Source organism: Metabacillus sp. KJ11-3, assembly GCF_055808295.1.
The window spans coordinates 3489410-3510569 of record NZ_CM147865.1 but is presented as its reverse complement, the minus strand read 5'-3'; the positions used below and the strand labels follow the sequence as shown (position 1 = coordinate 3510569).

Genomic DNA, 21160 nt, shown 5'->3' with positions numbered 1-21160 from the left:
CATGCTGATCTATTAAAGTCCATCAGCTCGGAGTCATAGATTTTTCCACTCATTACTACAACACAGAAAAGGGATGAAGAGATGATTTGGTACTTGATTGTATTAATAGGTGCAGCATGGCTGGTTCAAAGTATACTCGGCTTTTTGCAAATAAGGCATTTCAATAGAAAATATGCAGAGATGAGATCTTTAGGAAGAGTAGCGATTGGTAAAAAGACAGGGAAGTTTCGTGCAGGTACAGTTGTGATGTTGTGTATTGATAAGCGTAATAAAATTATTAAGGCAGCAAAGATGCAAGGAGTTACAGTATTCTCTCGTGTGAAAGAAATGAAAGGCTTTGAAGGGAAGTATTTGTTAAAAATCTCTGATGAAGACTTTAAAAGTGTAGATAAATTAACAAGATTAGCAATTGCTGACGCCTTAAGAAGCTTTGATATTATTTCAAAAGGTGGAGAGCTTAAAGTGAAAAAAGGTTGGATTGATTATTTGATTCCTAGTAAGAAATAAGAAAAGGGTGAAATGATGGATATCGTTATTAAAGGTGCAGAAAAGTTTATGGATTTGTTCCGTCATGGTGGAGATGTATTTATAGATCTTGTGACAGATATAGTTCCATTATTAATCATGTTATTAGTTGCCATGAATGCAATTATTCGTCTAGTTGGTGAGGAAAGAGTAGAAAGAATTGCAAAAAAATCAGGGAAAAATCCTTTCACGAGATATTTCGTATTACCTGTAGTTGGTACATTTGTTTTTGCAAATCCAATGACACTATCGCTTGGTAGATTTTTACCTGAAAAATACAAACCAAGCTATTATGCAGCAGCATCATACTCATGTCATACACATAATGGATTGTTTCCACACGTAAACCCAGGTGAATTATTTGTATTCCTTGGAATTGCAGCAGGTATTACAACATTAGGTCATGATACAACAGAATTAGCCCTTCGCTATTTTCTTGTTGGTATTTTTACAAACTTTTTAAGAGGTTGGGTGACAGATTTAACAACAGCATATGTTGCTAAACAACAAAAAGTAAAATTAAAAGATACAGTTCAATTATAGGTGGTGGGAATTTATGACTTCATTTAAATCAATAAAAGTTTCAAAAGGATCTGGTGGTTTTGGTGGTCCATTAGCAATAACACCAACGGCAGAGAAGAATAAAGTAGTTTATATTACAGGTGGACAAAGACCTGACATTGCAGACAAAATTGCTGAGTTAACTGGTTGTGAACTAGTAGATGGTTTTAAGACGTCTGTTCCAGAAAATGAAATGGCATGTGTGATCATTGACTGTGGTGGGACATTGCGTTGTGGTTTATATCCGCAAAAAAGAATCCCTACTATTAATATTATGCCTACAGGACAAAGTGGTCCATTAGCAAAACATATTACAGAAGATATTTATGTTTCAGGTGTTAAGGTTGAGAACATTCAGTTAAGCGATGCAGTAGCTTCAACAGAAACAATTACTGCTGAAACGATTGTTAAGGAAGATGAAAAACAAGAAGGTAAGTATAGTACGAAAAAGAAAATCAGTGAACAAACAGCACCAAAAGGATTGTTAGCTAGAGTTGGTATGGCTTTAGGATCTGTTACAAGCATATTCTACCAAGCAGGCCGAGAAGCAATTGATACTGTTATTAAAACAATCCTTCCATTTATGGCGTTTGTTGCCCTGTTAATCGGTGTCATTCTTGAATCTGGCATTGGTGATCTTTTCGCAAAGATCTTATCACCATTTGCAGGAAATGTTTGGGGATTAATGGTCATCGCATTAGTATGTTCATTCCCACTACTTTCACCATTCTTAGGACCTGGAGCTGTTATTGCACAGGTAGTTGGAACATTAATTGGTGTTGAAATTGGAAAAGGAAATATCCCAGCTCATTTAGCTTTACCTGCGCTATTTGCAATAAATGCTCAAGCATCAGCAGACTTTGTCCCAGTAGGATTAGGACTTGCAGAAGCTGAGGTTGAAACAGTAGAGGTAGGAGTTCCATCTGTTCTTTACTCAAGGTTCTTGACCGGAGCTCCCACGGTCTTTATTGCGTGGCTAGCAAGCTTTGGTATGTATGATAGTTAATTTTAATAGAATCATTATTAATAATGTAAGAAAAAGGAGATTTTCGTGATGCAAACAAAATACAAAACACAAATTAATAAAATTGGTCCTTCAGTAGAAGATTTTCTTGGAGAAAAAATGTTGATTTTATTTGGGGAGAATGCACCTGCTGAATTGGCAGAGTATTGCTTGTTAATTGATGTAAATAATGTAGAAAGTGAAATTGTTCCAGGTGATACCCTTCAACTTGGTGAAACTCAATATAAAGTGACGGCTGTAGGGGATGCGGTAAAGAAAAATTTATCTTCTCTTGGACATATCACATTAAAATTTGATGGCTCTACAGCTCCAGAGTTACCTGGAACATTATATCTTGAAGAGAGCGAGATTGTTTTACCGAAATCTGGGGACTTTATTCAACTAGCAACTAATTAACGAACAAACGATTCGCTTAACTTTTACCTTATGTATGTAAGGGATAGAAAGAGGTTAAGCAATCGTTTTTTCTTTTAGAAGGAGTGGGAATATATGAAATTAGTGATTGATTCTGCGAATGTAGAAGCCATTAGGAATTCACATGAGTTTTTACCTGTTGATGGAGTTACGACAAATCCTAGTATCATCGTTAAAGAAAACAAGGAGTTTTTTCCACTTTTAAGGGACATTCGAAATGTAATCGGCGATGAAAAAGAGTTATTTGTTCAAACGATTTCTGAAAAAGCTGAAGAAATCGTAAAAGAAGCTAATTATATTTGTAATAATCTAACAGGCAGCATTTTAGTAAAGGTTCCGGTTACATTTGAGGGAATAAAGGCGATAAAAATGTTGAAAGAAGATGGGATACGAACGTTGGCAACCACTGTTTATACTCCAATGAGTGCGTTAATTGCTGCAAAAGCAGGTGCTGAATATGTTGCTCCATATGTTAATCGAATTGATAATTTAACTGGCAATGGAGTAAAGGTTGTCTCTGACATTATACAGATTTTCTCAGCCCATAACCTTTCTTGCAAAGTATTGGCTGCAAGCTTTAAAAATGTCCAACAACTACAAAGTGTATTTTTATCTGGTACACATGGAATTACAGCTTCACCAGAGTTGATGAAGGAAGTGTTTAATCATCCATCAGTCGAGAAAGATGTCAAAAGCTTTAGAGAAGAATGGTTGAGTCAATATGGAAAAGAAAGCAATAGCGTGATTTTAACAAAATAAAGAAGGTGTAATAAATGATAAAGGCAGTTGTTTTTGATTTTGACGGATTAATTATAGATACAGAGTTTGCACTTTATGAAGCATTTCGGAAGATGTTACAACTAGATGCAAACCAATTTCCTATAGCTGATTATGCTTCCTATATTGGAACTGATTCTAAAGCTCTTTACGACTTTATTTTGGAAAAAACAAATGGAAAAATGACTCTGGAAGAAGTTATTGAAAAATCGTCGTTCCTACATAAAGAAAACCTCAAAAGTCCTGTTACACGGGATGGCGTTGAAGATTACTTGAAAGAGGCAAAAAATGTAGGGTTGAAAATTGGATTAGCATCTAGTTCTGATAGGAAATGGGTTACTTTTTTCTTGGAAAATGTGTTATTGTACCAAATAAAATTACAGAGAACCTTCCCTGCAATACCATTGATTTATATATAACCCCTGACAAGATGAACAACTCCTTTATATTTTTAGATTAATAGTAAGAGAAATACGACATAAGTTTATCTAGTATTAGTATGGAAGATCACCTTTCAAACTTATTATAGTATTGACGTGGAACTTAGTATTAGAAACATTCTGTAAGTGGAATTGAAAAAAGAGAAGTTTGGGGCACTTGAAAAGATTAAACAAAGTTATAGAAGAGAAACATGGATATTACAAGAAAAATTCATAAGCAGAAAGGTATTGAATAATACCTTTCTGCAATTCATACAATTATTCCAAGTTAGCATGTCTACTAAACATAGAATTAGTGTTTAACCCTTCCAATTCCATATATCTTAAGATTAAAGAATCAAAAAACAGTAACAACGTTTGTTCAAAAAGTGATGCCATTGGTTGAATGGTTTGGTACTTACTGGTTTCCTGATCTTTAGGAGAACCGGGCATTTTTACCACAATATCAGCTAGTTTTCCAATTGTCGACTCAGGATTAATTGTGACAACAGCCACTTTTGCCCCATAACCCTTTGCTTTCTCAGCCATCGAAACTAAGCCTTTTGTTTCTCCTGATCCAGAAGAAATAATAAGTAAATCATTTTCAGTGATATTAGCAGTAACTGTTTCACCGACAACATATGAATCGATCCCCATATGCATCATTCTCATGGCAAATGATTTCCCCATAAAACCTGAACGTCCTGCGCCCGCAACAAATACTTTTTTCGAAGATCTAATTGTTTCGACAAGACTCTCAGCATCAGCATCAGTTATATACTGAACTGAGTGGTTTAATTCTTCCAGTACTTGAGATAGATAATAAGATGTTTCCATATACAAGCCCCTTTTTTTATACTAAAGCAGCTTCTTTTACTAATTTTTGCATTTCAGCTGCGACAGCTTTCTTATCATTTTTACTTGTGATTCCGCCGCCAACAATCACTAAATCAGGTTGAGCGGCAATAACTTCAGGTAGTGTTTCTAATATAATTCCGCCAGCTACAGCAGTTTTTGCGTTTGTAACAACACGTTTAATTGTGCGTAATTGTTCAAATGAATTTTCTCCGGCCGCTTGAAGGTCATAACCTGTATGTACACAAATATAGTCAACTCCAAGAGCATCGATTTCTTTGGCGCGTTGTTCAAAATCTTTTACATTGATCATATCAACTAAGATTTTTGTTCCATGTTTTTTTGCTTCTTCAACAGCCCCTTTAATTGTTGCATCATCTGTTGCACCAAGAATGGTTACAATTCCAGCACCTGCTTCAGAGGCCTTCATAACTTCATAGCCACCAGCATCCATTACTTTTAAATCTGCTAAAACAGTAAGAGCAGGGAAAGCTTCTTTTACTTCTTTTACAGCTCTTAGTCCTTCGTTAATGACTACTGGAGTACCAATTTCGACGATATCAATATAGTCCTGAACTTCACCTACTACTTGTTTTGCCTCTTCAATATTAACTAAATCTAATGCTAGTTGTAATTCCATTAGTATTCCTCCTTCGATATTTTGTTGTTTGAATTTTCTTACAGTTTTGATTATATTTGAATTATCAAAAAAAAAGTACGCACTTTTAAATCATATAGTGTCTAAAAATATACTTATTGATAAAGTGTGTATGAAGAGGAGGGTCCAAAATGAGCCGGTTTGACGAGAAGGTATTCAATTGCGAAAAAGAATTAACGTTAAATGTGATCGGTGGTAAATGGAAGATGTTAATTATGTGGCATTTGGGAAAACAGGGAACTCTTCGATTTAATAAACTAAGGTCCTTAATTCCGGATATAACACAAAGAATGCTCGTGAACCAGTTACGAGAATTAGAGGAGGATCTAATTGTCCATCGTGAAGTGTATCCAGTTGTACCCCCAAAGGTGGAATACTCACTTACTGAACAAGGTTACACATTAATGCCGATATTAGAATCGATGTATGAATGGGGAAAAGGCTATCGAGAAAAATATTTACAGCATACAAAGTTTCTAGAAGATAATATGCAATAGCAAGAAAGAGAGTACAGACTTCGTACTCTCTTTTCAGACTGTAGACAAACTCATTAAAATTGAGTTTTCCTACAGTCTTTTTTGATTTAAACTTGTATTAAGAAAATCTTGAGGTGATAAATATGCTTTCGAAACATAATTCCATTCAACGAGATCAAATTGAAATGATCGCTTTAGATCAACTTGTACCAGCGGACCATTTGGTTCGCAAAATTGAGGCTGCGATTGATTTCTCTTTTATTTATGAATTAGTGGAAGATATGTATTCGGCAGTAGGCCGCCCGAGTATTGATCCAGTTATTCTGATTAAACTAACCTTCATTCAATATACCTTCGGTATTCGCTCGATGCGAAAGACAATTGATGAGGTTCACACAAACATGGCCTATCGTTGGTTCTTAGGCTATGGTTTCCATGATAAAGTACCACACTTCTCTACCTTCGGGAAAAATTACGAACGTAGATTTAAAGATACAGACCTTTTTGAACAAATATTCTATCGTATATTGAAGATTGCTGCCGAGAAAAACCTTATTAGTGCAGAACACATATTCATTGATTCTACTCATGTAAAAGCTAGTGCTAATAAGCATAAATTTCAAAAGAAGGTCGTACGGAAAGAAACTAAAGCTTACCAAGAACTTCTTCAAGAAGAGATTAATCAAGATCGTGAAGATCATGGGAAAAAGCCTTTTCCACCTGATAAGTTGAACAATGAAGAAGCAAAAGAAATCAAAGAAAGTACAACTGATCCAGAAAGTGGTTACTATGTTAAAGACGAACGTACAAAACAGTTTGCCTATTCGTTTCATGCAGCCGCAGAACGTAAGGGATTTGTATTAGGTGTTGAGGTTACACCAGGAAACATTCATGACAGTCAAATGTTAAATCCATTAGTTGAAGATGTGGTAGAAATAGTAGGGAAACCAAAAGCTGTTGCTGCAGATGCTGCTTATAAAACTCCGGCAATTACAAAGTACTTAATAGAAAACGGTATTATACCAGCAGTACCTTACACAAGACCGCGTACAAAAAATGGGTTCTTCCGAAAACATGAATATGTTTACGATGATCATTTCGATTGTTATTTATGTCCGGCGGGTGAAATCTTGAAATACTCTACAACGACTAAAGAAGGATATAGAGAGTACAAATCTCCGAAGCATATTTGCGCAACTTGCCCATTTCTAGCTAAATGTACAGAAAGTAAAAATCATCAAAAAGTGGTTACGCGACATATTTGGCAAGAGTATGTAGAAGAAGCAGAGCATCTTCGTCATCATAAAGATGTAAAGCCGATTTATGCAAAGCGTAAAGAAACAATTGAACGTGTATTTGCAGATGCTAAAGAAAAGCATGGCATGCGTTGGACAACTTTGAGGGGACTCAAAAAATTGACAATGCAGGCGATGCTTACTTTTGCTGCCATGAATTTAAAGAAGATGGCCACCTGGACTTGGAAAGGTCCAGTGACTTTATAATAAAGAGGCTCGAAGAGGCCGCTTATTGTAAAATTTAAAAGAATTTGATCAAAAAACCCAAAAGGGGTTCGGAATGTATAACATTCCGAACCCCTTTTGTCGACAGTCTGGAAAGAGAGTACAGACTTCGTACTCTCTTTTTTATTGCTTGTTTTTGGTTGTCACATAGTAAATCAACTTTATTAAGAGTTGATTGAGGCTTTATTTCGTTTAGTAGGAAGAAAAGAGTCATAAAAAAATTTCTTTAAAAAAGAATGTTACATATTCTTACAATTGGATTGTGTAAGTTATGAACATTGGAGTAAAAATAGATCAACAGAAACACAAAAATGGAAGGTAGGAGGTTGTGAAGTATTTTGAGAATTTTTCATACAACCATTTAGTAATTTATTAATTGTGGATAGTAGATTTAGAAAGGTGGTTTCGAAGATTAGGGACTAATCTTAACTTACTAGAAAGGAAGAGAGGGATAAAGTAATATGGATCAAAAAAGGATTGTCATTATTGGAGCTGGAGTGGTTGGCTGTAGCACTGCCTATTATTTAAGCAAACTGGGTCAAAGAAATATTACAGTTATTGAACAAGGTCCTTTATTTGAAACTGGTGGATCAACATCACATGCTCCAGGGCTTGTATTTCAGCTTAATTCATCAAAGGTGCTTACAACATTAGCTTCACAAACAGTAGAGGCCTTTAAGGAACTAAGTAATGATGAAGCTTCATCATTCTACTCGGTAGGAAGCATTGAGGTTGCACAAACACCTGAACGATTTGAAGACTTAAAGAGAAAAGCAGGGATAGCAAAATCTTGGGGAATAGAAGCATTTATCCTATCTCCTGAAGAATGTGTGGAGAAATGTAGTTTAATAAACGGAGCTATTATTTACGGTGGCCTTTATGTTCCATCAGATGGGATTGCTAAACCACTTCGAGCTGTTGATAAAATGGCTAGCTTTGCTAAATCTTGCGGAGCACAGTTTTTTGGTCATACAGAAGTTACTGGTATTCAAGTTGTAAATGATGAAGTGAAAACAGTGGAAACAAGTATTGGTAGCTTTGAGGCGGATCTTGTTATATGCTGTGCAGGATTTTGGGGACCTCGAATAGGAGAAATGGTCGGAGTGACCATACCGCTTCAGCCAATCGCTCATCAGTATGTATTCTCAAATAATTTAGTAGAACTAGCAAATGAAGTAGAAGAGGTTACAGCACCACTCATTAGGGATCAAGATAAGTCTATGTATTTTCGTCAGGTTTTTAATGGTATTGGTATTGGCTCATATCAGCATCGGCCATTACCAGTTGAGGTTAGTGAAATATCAAAATATGGTGAGACGAAAGAAATGCCGTCGGTTAAACCATTTACTTCCGAGGACTTTGAGAAACCGTGGCAAGATGCAGTTGAGCTCATCCCTGGCTTAGAGAAATCAGGATGGAAAAAAGGGATCAATGGGATCTTTTCTTTTACTCCTGATGGAATGCCACTATTAGGAGAATCCAAAAAGATTCGAGGATTTTGGGTCGCAGAAGCTATATGGGTAACCCATTCAGCAGGAGTGGGGAAACAGATGGCTGAATGGATTGTGAACGGTACACCAACACTTGATTTGGAGCTGTGTGACATTAATCGCTTTGACACATACGCTCAAAGCCCAGCATTCTATAAGCAACGTTCTGTAGAGAATTACGAAAAAGTATATGATATTCATCACCCTTATGAGCCTGTTGACACTTCGCGTAATATGCGCTTTAGCCCTTATTTTGAACGACAACAAACTCTCGGTGCCTATTTTAGCGAAACATCGGGGTGGGAACAGCCTCAGTGGTATGAAGGAAATGCTCCGCTCGTTACTAATTATGAGGATACAATGTTAATGAGAAAAGGATGGGAAGCTAGGTACTGGTCGCCGATTATCGAAGCAGAACAACTTCATGTAAGCCAATACGCTGGTCTATTTGATGTCACTGCAACAAAAAAACGGATAGAAATTAGTGGTGCCGGTACACTTGACTTCCTTCAGGACTTAACAACAAGTGATGTTGATATCCCTATTGGGGAAACAACAAACACGTTTATGTTAAACGAAATAGCGGGGATAAAGGATGAAATAAAGATTATCCGTTTAAAAGAAAACAAGTTTTTTATTCTTTGTTCAGGTCCAGTTGAAGCTAGTTGGATAGAAAAGCACATTCCATTTTCTAGCTCAATTAGTATAAATGACCATACAGCAAGTATATGTGGTCTTCGTTTGATAGGTCCAAAAGCAAATGAAATTATGAACTCTCTTGATCAAATGTACTTTAGTCTAACAAACTGGCAATTGAAAAATGTTAAAGAATTATATGTTGGTAATGTCCAAGTTACAGTTGTTTACGATACTTACGATGGCATAGAAGGATGGGAGTTATTCACAACCTTTGATCAAGGTATACAATTATGGGATTTATTAATGGAAGCAGGAAACCCATATCATCTTATTGCTGGGGGGGCTCGTGCACTTGAGAGCATGCGAATTAGTTCACTTTCAGTTAGAAGTGGTAAAGACTTCTGGAGTGAGCATGATCCTATTGAAGTTGGCTCAGAACATATGATTGATCTGTCAAAACCATCCTTTATTGGGAAAGAGGCATTAGTGAATCGAATGGAACAGGGTCCAAAAGTTTCATTAGTAAAGTTAATGATGAAAGATCCTTCTGTAGTTTTGATGGGGTATGAACCTATTTTAAGTGGTGATAAGGTAGTTGGATTTATTACAAGTGCTGGCTATAGTTACAGCTCAGGATGTGGAATCGTCTATGCATTAGTAAAACCCGAAGCTTTACATCAAAATAGTGAATTCAGTATAGAGTATTTCAATAAACGATTCGAAGCCACAGTAGTAAACAAATCACTTGTTAGTTCTAAATAAGTAAGTATGAAAAAAACAGGGGGATTGAATATGTCAAAACATTATGATGTTATCGTTATTGGATTAGGTGCTATGGGGAGTACGACTGCCTATCAATTAGCAAAGAGAGGGCAGAAAGTTCTTGGTCTTGAACAATTTGGTCCGGCACATGACCTAGGTTCTAGCCATGGTGGTTCAAGAATTATTAGACAATCCTATTTTGAGGATCCTGCTTATGTTCCCTTATTATTAAGAGCATATGAACTGTGGGATGAGATCGAAAGAGAAAGTGGAGAAGAAATTTTAACGATAACGGGCGGTCTCATGTTTGGATCTCCAAATAGTTTAACAGTGTCAGGTAGTATTAAGAGTTCTATTGAGTGGAATTTGGCCTATGAGATTCTTGATGCAGATAGCATAAGAAGACGTTTTCCAGTTTTTAATCCTACGGCTAATACAGTTGGTTTGTATGAAGAAATGGCTGGATTTGTTAGACCAGAAAAAAGTGTATATACCCATTTATTACAAGCGGAAAAATACGGTGCTGATCTTAAGTTTTTTGAATCTGTTCAGTCTTGGGAACCGAATCCCTCTGGTGAAGGCGTTCGTGTTGTAACAAGTAGTGGAACATATGAAGCTGGCAAAATCGTTATTTCAGCAGGAGCTTGGGCACCAAAGCTATTAAAAGATTTGGGAATTTCCTTACAAGTAGAGCGTCATATTCAAATGTTTTTTGAGCCGAAAAATGGAATTGAACCATTCAAGGTAGGAAAACACCCTATTTATATATGGGAAGCTGATGATGGTGTGCAATTATATGGTTTTCCTTCTACTGGAATTGGGGCGGAAGGAGCAAAAATTGCGTTTTTCCGCAAAGGGAAGCAATGTTTGCCAGAAACAATTGATCGCAACGTATACGACGAGGAAGTGGAAATGATGAGAGAATATATAGCACAAGGCCTTCCGCAGTTAAACGGTCGATTTTTACAAGGTAAAACATGCATGTATACAAACACACCAGATGAACATTTTGTTATATCTGAGCATCCAGAACATCCACAAGTGGCTATTGCTGCAGGTTTTTCCGGGCATGGATTTAAGTTTGCTAGTGTCGTAGGGGAAATTTTAGCTGACTTAGTGATTGATGGGAAAACAAATCATCCAATTGATTTATTCAGCCCAAAACGGTTTGCCCTACAACAATAATCATTTAAAGGTTAGCCATTAAAGTCAGTAGTCATTTAATTGCATTGTTTATTTATTCATTTATGATATTTAAGATGTTTGAAGGGAGAAAGGAAAAATGATAATCGAAGAAAATGTTGTAAATGGCAGTGGAAAAATTAAATCTACATTAAGAGGCGAATTGTATACATCTCCTGTGATTTTTGAATTAGAAAGAAAACATATCTTTGCAAAACACTGGCTTTTTGTTGGCTATGAATATGACGTAACTGAACCTGGTCAATATATCACACTAAAGGTTGAAGGTGAAAATATATTAATTGTTAGAGGAAAAGATCATGTGCTTCGTGGCTTCTTGAATGTATGTCGTCATCGTGGTGCTACACTTTGTAGTGATTCTTCAGGGAAAACTGGAATTATTCGTTGCCCTTACCATTCATGGAGCTATGGACTTGATGGTAGATTAGCGGGGGTTCCAAAATCAAGTGAATGCCGTGAAGAGTTAGTTAATAATGAAAGCTATGGTTTAGAGAAAGTGAATGTCCAAACATGGCATGGACTGATTTGGTTAAATTTATCAGAAGATCCACTACCTCTTGAACAACAATTAGATCCACAAATTATTGAGCGTTTTGGTGAGGTTGACACATTAGCTAGATACCAAATTCAGAACTTAAGAGTTGCCCATCGTAAAGAGTATGACGTGAGAGCTAATTGGAAAATAATAGTAGAAAACTTTCAAGAATGCTATCATTGCTCAGCTATTCATCCAGAACTAACGTCATCATTTCCTCAATTCCGTAGTGGAGTTGGTACACAGAATGAAACCGGATCAGGAGCAAGTTTTAGTGAAAATATTGAAGCATTCTCGATTAGTGGAAAAGGCAATCGTCCAATGTTAAAAGGGTTATTACCTGAGGATGATCGTTTATACTACGGAATGACAATAAATCCACATGTATTTATTAATTTAACACCAGATCATGTCATCATTCATCGCATTATTCCGATCAATGCTGAAAGATCAATTGTTATTTGTGATTGGTTATTTGATCCAGAAGAAATGGCTAAAGCAGATTTTGATTCTGCAGATGCTGTTGAATTATTTCATCGAGTAAATGAACAAGACTTCGAAGCGTGTCAATGGTGTCAAGAAAATATGGGGTCAAGAGCCTACCAAAATGGAGGAATTTTGGTACCGATTGAGCATCATGTTTCTCGCTTTTATGATTATGTTTTAGAATCAATTGGATTATCAACTAGTCAAATTGCAAATTAAATAATATAGCTTTCAAGCAATTATACTTCATGGAAAAATCTGAATTTTCCAAATGATAGGGCGTTGACATGGTGGTAACGTCCTTCCCTTTTATAAAAATTGTAGTGTCTAATTTCTTCTATTATATAAGATTTAAAGTTCAAAAGGAGAGAATGATATGTCTCAAAATAGAGAGGTATTTGATATCACGATCATTGGAGGCGGTCCAATCGGTTTATTTACTGCCTTTTATGGGGGAATGCGCCAATGTAGTGTGAAAATAATAGAGAGTCTACCACAATTGGGAGGTCAGCTAGCTGCTTTATATCCCGATAAATATATATATGATGTAGCAGGATTTCCTAAAATTCTTGCACAGGATTTGGTCAATAATTTAAAGGATCAAATGGCAAAATTCGAACCAACGATTGCTCTTGAACAGAAAGTAGAATCTGTTGAAAAGGATATGGACGGTTCGTTTAAAATTACGACAAACCAAGATATCCATTATACGAAGGCAATCATCATTACAGCAGGAAATGGAGCTTTTCAACCGCGTAAACTTGAACTTGAAGAAGCTGAAAAATATGAGACCACGAACTTACATTATTTTGTAGGGGATATCAATAAGTTTGCGGGGAAACGTGTTATGGTTGCTGGTGGCGGAGATTCAGCAGTTGACTGGGCGCTCATGCTAGAACCAATTGCTGAGAAAGTATTTCTGACTCACAGACGTGATAAATTTCGTGCACATGAACATAGTGTTGAATTGCTAAAGAAGTCAAACGTTGAAGTGTTAACTCCATATGTTCCAACTCAGTTAATTGGTGAAGAGAGAATTAATGAAGTGGTCCTAGAAGCAGTAAAGGGAGCAGGGACAGAAACTATTTCGATTGATGAGCTAATTGTCAACTTTGGTTTTGTATCTTCTCTTGGACCAATTAAAGAGTGGGGTCTTGAAATTGAAAAAAACTCAATCGTTGTTAATTCTAGAATGGAAACAAATATTGAAGGAATCTATGCTGCCGGTGATATTTGTACCTATGATGGTAAGGTGAAGCTCATTGCCAGTGGCTTTGGGGAAGCACCTACTGCAGTAAATAATGCTAAAGCATATATTGACCCAAAAGCAAAAGTTCAACCAGGACATAGTTCTTCAATGAATTTTGAAAAAAAGAGTGTTGCCGTTACGAATTAGTTAAAATGGAAGTCTTTACCTTCTTGGTCAGTTATATTTTATAGGAGAGTGTTGTAGATTTATACATTGCCACTGAATGAGTAAGTTTCAATATATTTGAAACAAATCTCTCAGGTAAAAGGACAGAGAAGGGATCACATAGCACCCCTCTCTGTTCTTTTTCTATATTATTAGTAGTGTCTCAGGCAGCCTATACTATGTGTTCAATGTTGAGATGGATAAGAAAAAAATGAGACTGTTTCAATATAAAAGAATTGGGTACAGTTTGAAAAATATCAATATTAATCTCAACTAATTTCCTAAAATAAAGCAAACATTTAGGTGGTGGATTAAATATTTATCGAAATGGCCTTACAAATATGCTTAAGTATTCTGTGGATTTTTCTTTTTATCCAAGGGCTACGCCAAGGAACTTTGCAATTTACACACCTATTGTTACTTGTTATTGCATTAGGACTATTACCACTAACTTTATATAAGATAGTGAAACTTGTATTTTAAAAAATAGAGATTAGACCAATGTTACCAACAAGGAGTAGTGCAACACTTATTCCTTGTTGGTTTTTTGTTAAGTCTCAAAGTAAAGGGAAAAGTGAGCAACCTTGAGACAATGATTAGCTAACCAGAACATTATGAGGAGGAATGGTATTGACTTCCTGAGGAGAAAAGAAAAATAATTCTTCTAGACAAGGATAAATTGGTAAGGTGAAAGCAATAACATTAAAAAATAGGAATTCAAAAAAACTTGGAAACGTCTTGACGAGTCCAAGGGAAGAGTTTTATTAATATAGTTATTAAAAGATTCTTCGTGTTTAGAAAGGGGTATTCATATTGTGAGAGTATAAAATGATTCAATTCCACTTACATATAGGGATTTAATAAACATAATGGCTACTAAGAATTAGTTCCTGTTTTAGTTTCTGAATTCGACATGGGCCTAACATGTTCCTCTGTTTGATCTTTTAACAAGGAATACTTATTTATAGTCATATTAACTTCTTTTTTAATTCTATTAGCAAGGACCAACACATTAGAAACATGATAATTGCGAATGGGAATGCTACTACAATAGAAAAACGTTGTAGTACCTCTAATCCCCCTGCTATTAGTAATACTGTAGCAACCAGAGCTTGTATAACCCCCCATGTTACCTTAACGCTATTAGATGGTGTTAATCTCCCTCTTTCTGAGAGCATCCCCAGAACATAGGTAGCTGTATCAGCTACTGTAATATAATACACGGCTATAACGGAAAAACCTAAAACACTTAAAAGTAAAGGAAATGGTAAATACTCAAAGAAGTTAAAAATAGATAATGAAAGATTAGAAGTGACAGCTGTGGCTAGCTCTGTGTTTCCTAAGTTGTGAATAATATGTAATGCTGATCCTCCGAAAACAGAAAACCATAAAAATGTTCCGAGAGTTGGGACAATTAATACTCCAAAGATAAATTCACTAATCGTTCTCCCCTTAGAGATTCTAGCAATAAATAAGCCGACAAAAGGTGCCCAAGCAATCCACCATGCCCAGTAAAAGAGCGTCCAACCATGTAACCACGAAGCGTCTCCGAATGGCTCTAATCCTAAACTCATATTAAGCCAATTGCTAATATAACCGCCTGTTGAATCTATCAAAACATTAAATATAGAGGTGGTGGGTCCTACAACGATAATAATCCCCATAATTGCTATAGATAATAGTAGCGCAGTATTCGATAGGATTTTAATCCCACGGCCTATTCCGGTACTTATTGATATCATATAAAGCATAGTGGCCACACCAATAACAGTTAGCTGAACGGTTAGCGTATCCGGTATATTGAATAAATGGTTTAGACCAGCGGTGATTTGCATAGTTCCTAGACCTAAGGATGTTGCAACACCAAATACAGTTGCAATAATAGCGAGAATATCAACTATCTTTCCTATTGGTCCGTAAATTTTTTCTTTTAAGATGGGATAAAAGGCAGAACTAACGGAAGCAGGTAGCCCTCTTTTAAATTGAAAGAACGCAAAGGCCAACCCTATTACAGCATATATTCCCCAAGGATGTAACCCCCAATGAAAAAATGAATATTCCATAGCTGTTTCAGCTGCAGCTGCGCTATATCCTTCTCCATTAGGTGGGGAGGTGTAATGTTGCACTGGTTCGGCAACACCATAATAAATAATTCCTATTCCTGTACCTGCGCCAAATAACATCGCTAGCCAAGAGCTTGTTGAAAATTCAGGTCTATCAGTTTCCTTACCGAGTCGGATTTTACCATACTTTGAGAACATTAGATAAAAGGAAAATATGACAAAGAAAAATGCTCCAGCAACATAAATCCATCCCAAGTTTGAAACAGTAGCTTCAAATAATACTGACGTAATGTTGTTCATATTTTCAGTGAAAAAAATTCCCCAAATAATAAATATGCAAGTTAGTAAGATCGAAATAAAAAATAAGCTGTTTAAATATAAATGCTTGGTTTTCATCCATATCTCTCCTTTTCGTTTAGATTCTATCGCCAATTTCATTTTTTGTTGTGGAAAATAAATATATTACATTCGATGACAAGCATCATTGAGGTGAATAGGTGCTAGTACTCCTGGTCAAGACTTTATGTGCATATTCTTTGAGGTAACCTAATAACTAAAAATCAATTAAATAGTTGGAAAGCATAACGTCAACTCCTTGTATATTTATATGAAATAGTTAAGTACATTTTTATATTAGATTAGAGGTTTTACACAATAGATTTGGTAGGAAATGTAACGGAATATTTTAGCGGGAAAAGTTTCTTCTTACTAAATATCAAATTGAAAGAAGTATGAAGTGATGTCATGAATGATAAATAATCCTTCAAGTATACTTTTCAATACTAGATGATAATAAAGTGCGTACTTATATTTTATATTTGCAGATTTTATACTTTATTTATCGAACGATTGAGTTAATGTTTACCAAAGAGGAGGAGAAAAAATGAATGAGGTAATGATCTCACAGGTTTTTAACACTAAAGGGTATAACTCTAATACAAAATTAAGGTTAGAGCCTGTAAGCTTTATATTGTTTGGAGCAACAGGGGATTTAGCCAAAAGGAAGATATTTCCGGCATTATATCAACTTTATCTAGTTAATCGTTTACCTCATTGTATTTCTGTTATTGGTGTAGGGAAAAAGAAACTATCTGATTATTCATTCCAAATGCATGTAAAAAATTCAATTTATGAGTATTCTAGAGTATCAAATATCGATGGTGAAAAATTATCTGAATTTCTTAGCTACTTCTCATATCAAAGTCTTGATGTAACTGAATGTGAGGGATATACCAAATTGTTTGAAACTGTAAAAACTCAAGAGGAGCAGTTTGGTATTCCTGAGAATCGATTGTTTTACTTGTCTGTTTCACCTGAATATTTTGAAGACATTGCAAGAAACCTAAATAAGACTGGATTTGGTTCTACTAAGGGCTGGAGAAGACTTATTATTGAAAAACCTTTTGGACATGATCTAAAAACAGCGCAAGAGCTAAATAATAAATTAGTTCATGAGTTTAACGAAGAAGAGATTTATCGTATTGATCATTATCTTGGTAAGCCGATGGTTCAAAACTTGGAATCTTATGACTTTAAAGATTCTTTATTCCGAGAACTTTGGAATAGTAACTATGTTGCAAATGTTCAAATTACTGCTAGTGAAACAGTTGGAGTGGAGGAACGTGCAGGGTACTATGATCAAGCGGGAGCAATACGTGATATGGTTCAAAATCATCTAATGCAACTTTTAATGATGACATCTATGAATATCCCAAATAATGTAGATGCCGATGTAATCGTAAATGAAAAAAGAAAAATTATTGAATCACTAAGACCTCTACAAAAACTCGAAGTCGAAAACAATATTATTCGTGCACAATATGGTCCAGGAGAAATTCATAATCGTAAGGTTGTTGGTTACAGGGAAGAGTTAGGAGTTAGCCGTACTTCAGACAATGATACTTTTGTTGCAGCCCGTATGTGGATTGATAATTGTACCTGGACTGGAGTACCTTTTTATATTCGAACTGGTAAAAGAATGAAAGAAAAATCAACGAGAATTGTGATTAAGTTCAAAGAAGAATTAAAGAGTTTAGAAGTATTTAAAGAGAAAATGATCGTTCCTATACAGGTAGTAATTACAGTGAATCCTGAGGAAAAGGTTAGTTTAAAAATAAATATGAAAAACCCATTAACAAATTCAACGGAACCAATCCATATTGATTTTTCTTCTAAAGTAGCTAATGGACCTGAAGCATATGAGCTTTTGTTATTTGATGCCTTAAGAGGTGAATCGAAATTTTTTGTTCATTGGGATGAAGTAGAATTAACATGGAGATGGGTACAGCCAGTATTGGAGGCATTTAAAGAGAACCTTGTTCCACTTCATCATTATGACTCAGGTTCAATGGGACCAGATGCCGCAGATTCTTTATTAGAGGCAGATGGGTTTGAATGGATTTAATAGTTTCATAAGGTTAAAACACCATATTGCATGGAAATGAATGATGAATGAGTACGAAGTATAGAGAGGAGCATCTGGATGGAGATTGGCTTAATTGGATTAGGTAAAATGGGAATAAACTTATCAAAAAACTTAATCGATCATCATTATAAAGTTAAAGCCTTTGATTTAGATCAACAGGTTGTTGAAGAAATGGGGAAATATGGAGTTAGAGGTGCATCGAATTTAACTGAATTAGTGAATTTATTACCACAGCCAAGGGTTCTATGGTTAATGGTCCCTCATTCAGTTGTTGATTCGATCATAAATGAACTTATCCCATTACTGGATAATGGTGATATTGTGATTGATGCAGGAAATTCCCATTATAAAAAAACAATTCTACGATATAACCAACTAAGAGAATACGGAATTAGCTACATGGACGTTGGGACTTCCGGAGGAATGGAAGGAGCACGAAATGGAGCTTGTTATATGGTTGGTGGTGATAAGGATACTTGGGAATATGTTAAAGCTATCTTCCGAGATACAGCAGTAAGAGATGGTTATTTGTATGCCGGGGAAGCTGGTAGTGGACACTTTTTAAAAATGGTTCATAACGGGATTGAATATGGAATGATGGCAGCCATTGGAGAAGGATTTGAAGTCTTAGAAAAAAGTGAATTCAATTATGATTATGAGAATGTAGCAAAAGTGTGGAATCATGGTTCAGTTATTCGTTCATGGCTTATGGAGTTAATGGAACGTGCTTTTTCAAAAGATTCCAAATTAGAAGATATTAAAGGTATTATGAACTCTTCAGGAGAAGGGAAATGGACAGTTGAAACGGCTCTCGATCTCCAAACGGCGACACCTATCATCGCATTATCTTTACTAATGCGCTATCGTTCACTTGAAGAAGACACCTTTACTGGAAAAGTCGTAGCTGCTCTCCGTTCGGAATTTGGTGGGCATGCTGTAGAAAATAGTAGAGAGAATCAATGAGTTGAAGAGGTAATTAGCTGGATAGGAATTGAGTGAAACTTTATATTTTAAATAATGATAGCTAGTATCATTTTTAACCGTTATACATGATTGAAAAGAAACAGTATTATACTATTAAGCCATTAAATTATTATTTAATTATTCTATTATGATTAAGGGGAAGGTAAGCCAAGAAAACATTCAAATGCTTTCCATAAAAAGTGGAGCCGTCTGTATGTAAATACCAAATGAGCATTTCGTTATCGATCTACATCCTGAGTTCTCAAATGTAGCGGTTGCTAAGGTTTTTCTAGCACTGGTTTAAATTTCCAAATGGAGATTACAATATATTAGTAAGTGAATAAGAGCGGATGACAGTTGTGGGAGAGTGCAAGAAACACGCCACCGAAGGAGCAAGTTCCAAAAATACCCTTGGAATAAATCTCTCAGGTAGATGGAACTACAACTGGACGCAACTCTGGAGAGCGCGTATATGGTTATGACGCCACCAAAGGGGAAGACTCTAAGAATGATAGAGTTTAAACTCTCAGGTAAAAGGACAGAGAAGGGGAGCTGACGCTACACTACCCCTTTCTGTCCTTTTTGTGTACAAAAAGGTAGTGAAGCATCCTATGTTAAACAGTTTTTTTAGAAAAGAAGACTAGTAGCTGACTTTTAAAGAAAACTGATCTGTCTTCAAGGAGGAAAAAAATATGGGTTTGCAAAAAAAAGATTCTATCATTTTTGAAGTGATTGAGCAGGAGAAGAGCCGCCAGCATCAAACGCTAGAGTTAATTGCATCAGAAAACTTTGTTAGCGAAGATGTCTTAGAAGCAATGGGAAGCATCATGACAAATAAGTATGCAGAAGGTTATCCAGAAAAGCGCTATTATGGCGGGTGCGAGTTTGTTGACGTAGCCGAGCAAGTAGCGATTCAGCGTCTAACGAAATTATTTGGGGCTAAATATGCGAATGTTCAGCGCACTCGGGTGCACAAGCTAATTTAGCTGTTTTTTACGCATTGCTAACGCCAGGAGATAAAGTGATGGGAATGGATCTTTCCCATGGTGGTCACTTAACACATGGAAGTCCTGTCAGCATATCGGGTAAATGGTTTGACATTGTGTCCTACGGTGTAAGAGAAGATACTCACTTGATTGATTATGATGAAGTAGAAAACATTGCGAAAAAAGAGAAACCAAAGTTAATTATTGCAGGGGCAAGTGCTTATCCAAGAACGATTGACTTTAAACGCTTTAAAAACATTGCTGATCAAGTTGGGGCGAAATTTATGGTCGACATGGCGCATATTGCAGGACTTGTTGCTGCGGGTCTTCATCCATCACCAATTCCATATGCAGATGTCGTAACAAGCACGACACACAAAACCTTGAGAGGACCGCGCGGTGGGATTATTTTAACAAATGATGAAGAAATCATAAGAGCTGTGAATAAGGCTGTTTTCCCAGGTATTCAGGGTGGACCACTGATGCACATCATTGCAGCTAAAGCAGTTGCCTTTAATGAAGCGCTTCAGCCCAGCTTTAACACTTATGCCAAGCAAGTAATTATTAATGCAAAAATTCTAAGTGAAACATTAAAAAATGAAGGAGCAACACTTGTTTCTGAAGGTACAGATAACCATATTGTCCTATTAGATGTTCGCCCATGGGGCTTAACCGGTAAAGAAGCTGAAAAATTATTGGAAGAAGCAGGTATTACAGCTAATAAAAACACGATTCCATACGATCCAGAGAGCCCGTTTGTGACTAGCGGCATTCGTATGGGGACTGCTGCACTAACAACTCGTGGAATGCAATGGGAAGAGATGGTGAAAATTGGTGAAATAATCGCTGAAGTTTTAAAGAGTAAAGGGGAAATAGCTGTCCTAGAAAAAGCAAGAGAAACAACGAAAGTTATTTGCGGGACGTATCCTTTGTTTCAACAACCAATTCATGTTTAGAGGAGTGTG

Annotated in this window: 16 protein-coding genes, 2 pseudogenes and 2 riboswitches; of the genes and pseudogenes, 15 read left to right on the top strand and 3 right to left on the bottom strand. The window is 36.1% G+C overall.

The genetic code is table 11. The annotated features are described in order from the left end of the window. Positions 1-81: 81 nt before the first annotated feature. The 6 genes and pseudogenes from AC0L8O_RS17430 to AC0L8O_RS17405 form a co-directional block, all read left to right on the top strand. Positions 82-507 (top strand): transcriptional regulator GutM, encoded by a 426-nt coding sequence (locus AC0L8O_RS17430; RefSeq protein WP_473444109.1) that lies wholly within the window; start codon positions 82-84, stop codon positions 505-507. A gap of 15 nt (positions 508-522) precedes the next feature. Beyond that, positions 523-1068 (top strand): PTS glucitol/sorbitol transporter subunit IIC, encoded by a 546-nt coding sequence (gene srlA, locus AC0L8O_RS17425; protein WP_473448990.1) that lies wholly within the window; start codon positions 523-525, stop codon positions 1066-1068. Positions 1069-1081: 13 nt separating this feature from the next. Then, positions 1082-2092, top strand: a complete 1011-nt coding sequence (gene srlE / locus AC0L8O_RS17420) for a PTS glucitol/sorbitol transporter subunit IIB (protein WP_473444107.1) — start codon at positions 1082-1084, stop codon at positions 2090-2092. A 48-nt stretch (positions 2093-2140) separates the two neighbouring features. Continuing rightward, positions 2141-2506: a PTS glucitol/sorbitol transporter subunit IIA gene (locus AC0L8O_RS17415; RefSeq protein WP_473444105.1), complete on the top strand. Its 366-nt coding sequence runs from the start codon at positions 2141-2143 to the stop codon at positions 2504-2506. A gap of 93 nt (positions 2507-2599) precedes the next feature. Next, on the top strand, positions 2600-3283 hold the full coding sequence (locus AC0L8O_RS17410) for a fructose-6-phosphate aldolase (RefSeq protein WP_473444103.1): 684 nt from the start codon (positions 2600-2602) through the stop codon (positions 3281-3283). A gap of 14 nt (positions 3284-3297) precedes the next feature. Beyond that, positions 3298-3660: pseudogene (locus AC0L8O_RS17405) on the top strand (HAD family hydrolase); the annotation flags it as partial. Between the two features lie 339 nt (positions 3661-3999). On the opposite strand, the gene hxlB reads toward AC0L8O_RS17405, so the two are convergent. Both hxlB and hxlA read right to left on the bottom strand, forming a co-directional pair. Further along, on the bottom strand, positions 4000-4557 hold the full coding sequence (hxlB, locus tag AC0L8O_RS17400; RefSeq protein WP_473444101.1) for a 6-phospho-3-hexuloisomerase: 558 nt from the start codon (positions 4555-4557) through the stop codon (positions 4000-4002). Between the two features lie 16 nt (positions 4558-4573). Beyond that, the gene (hxlA, locus tag AC0L8O_RS17395) at positions 4574-5215 is read right to left on the bottom strand and encodes a 3-hexulose-6-phosphate synthase (RefSeq protein WP_473444099.1); all 642 of its coding nucleotides are present in this window, start codon (positions 5213-5215) and stop codon (positions 4574-4576) included. Between the two features lie 149 nt (positions 5216-5364). Between hxlA and AC0L8O_RS17390 the strand changes: the two genes are divergently transcribed. The 6 genes from AC0L8O_RS17390 (at position 5365) to AC0L8O_RS17365 (ending at position 13740) form a co-directional block, all read left to right on the top strand. Continuing rightward, entirely contained in the window at positions 5365-5730 is a 366-nt protein-coding gene (locus AC0L8O_RS17390) for a winged helix-turn-helix transcriptional regulator (protein ID WP_473444097.1), read from the top strand. Positions 5731-5852: 122 nt separating this feature from the next. Next, on the top strand, positions 5853-7211 hold the full coding sequence (locus tag AC0L8O_RS17385; RefSeq protein ID WP_473444094.1) for an IS1182 family transposase: 1359 nt from the start codon (positions 5853-5855) through the stop codon (positions 7209-7211). Positions 7212-7690: 479 nt separating this feature from the next. After that, complete coding sequence (locus AC0L8O_RS17380; RefSeq protein WP_473444092.1) at positions 7691-10120, top strand: GcvT family protein; 2430 nt, start codon at positions 7691-7693, stop codon at positions 10118-10120. A 30-nt stretch (positions 10121-10150) separates the two neighbouring features. Continuing rightward, positions 10151-11305, top strand: coding sequence for an N-methyl-L-tryptophan oxidase (gene solA, locus AC0L8O_RS17375; protein ID WP_473444090.1), 1155 nt, complete (start codon positions 10151-10153; stop codon positions 11303-11305). 97 nt (positions 11306-11402) lie between these two features. Next, positions 11403-12563 (top strand): aromatic ring-hydroxylating oxygenase subunit alpha, encoded by a 1161-nt coding sequence (locus AC0L8O_RS17370; protein WP_473444088.1) that lies wholly within the window; start codon positions 11403-11405, stop codon positions 12561-12563. Between the two features lie 157 nt (positions 12564-12720). Next, positions 12721-13740 (top strand): NAD(P)/FAD-dependent oxidoreductase, encoded by a 1020-nt coding sequence (locus AC0L8O_RS17365; protein WP_473444086.1) that lies wholly within the window; start codon positions 12721-12723, stop codon positions 13738-13740. A gap of 31 nt (positions 13741-13771) precedes the next feature. Then, positions 13772-13876: riboswitch (glycine riboswitch) on the top strand. Positions 13877-14726: 850 nt separating this feature from the next. Here the strand turns inward: AC0L8O_RS17365 and AC0L8O_RS17360 are convergent. Beyond that, a complete protein-coding gene (locus AC0L8O_RS17360; RefSeq protein WP_473444084.1) occupies positions 14727-16217 on the bottom strand; it encodes a BCCT family transporter in 1491 nt (496 codons plus the stop codon). Between the two features lie 499 nt (positions 16218-16716). Here AC0L8O_RS17360 and zwf point away from each other — a divergent pair, with 499 nt between their 5' ends. The 3 genes and pseudogenes from zwf to glyA all read left to right on the top strand — a co-directional run bounded on the left by zwf (position 16717) and on the right by glyA (position 21151). Then, positions 16717-18225, top strand: coding sequence for a glucose-6-phosphate dehydrogenase (gene zwf / locus AC0L8O_RS17355; RefSeq protein ID WP_473448989.1), 1509 nt, complete (start codon positions 16717-16719; stop codon positions 18223-18225). Between the two features lie 78 nt (positions 18226-18303). Beyond that, on the top strand, positions 18304-19209 hold the full coding sequence (gene gnd, locus AC0L8O_RS17350; protein WP_473444082.1) for a phosphogluconate dehydrogenase (NAD(+)-dependent, decarboxylating): 906 nt from the start codon (positions 18304-18306) through the stop codon (positions 19207-19209). Between the two features lie 350 nt (positions 19210-19559). Then, positions 19560-19661: riboswitch (glycine riboswitch) on the top strand. A 240-nt stretch (positions 19662-19901) separates the two neighbouring features. Then, positions 19902-21151: pseudogene (glyA, locus tag AC0L8O_RS17345) on the top strand (serine hydroxymethyltransferase). Positions 21152-21160: the final 9 nt, after the last annotated feature.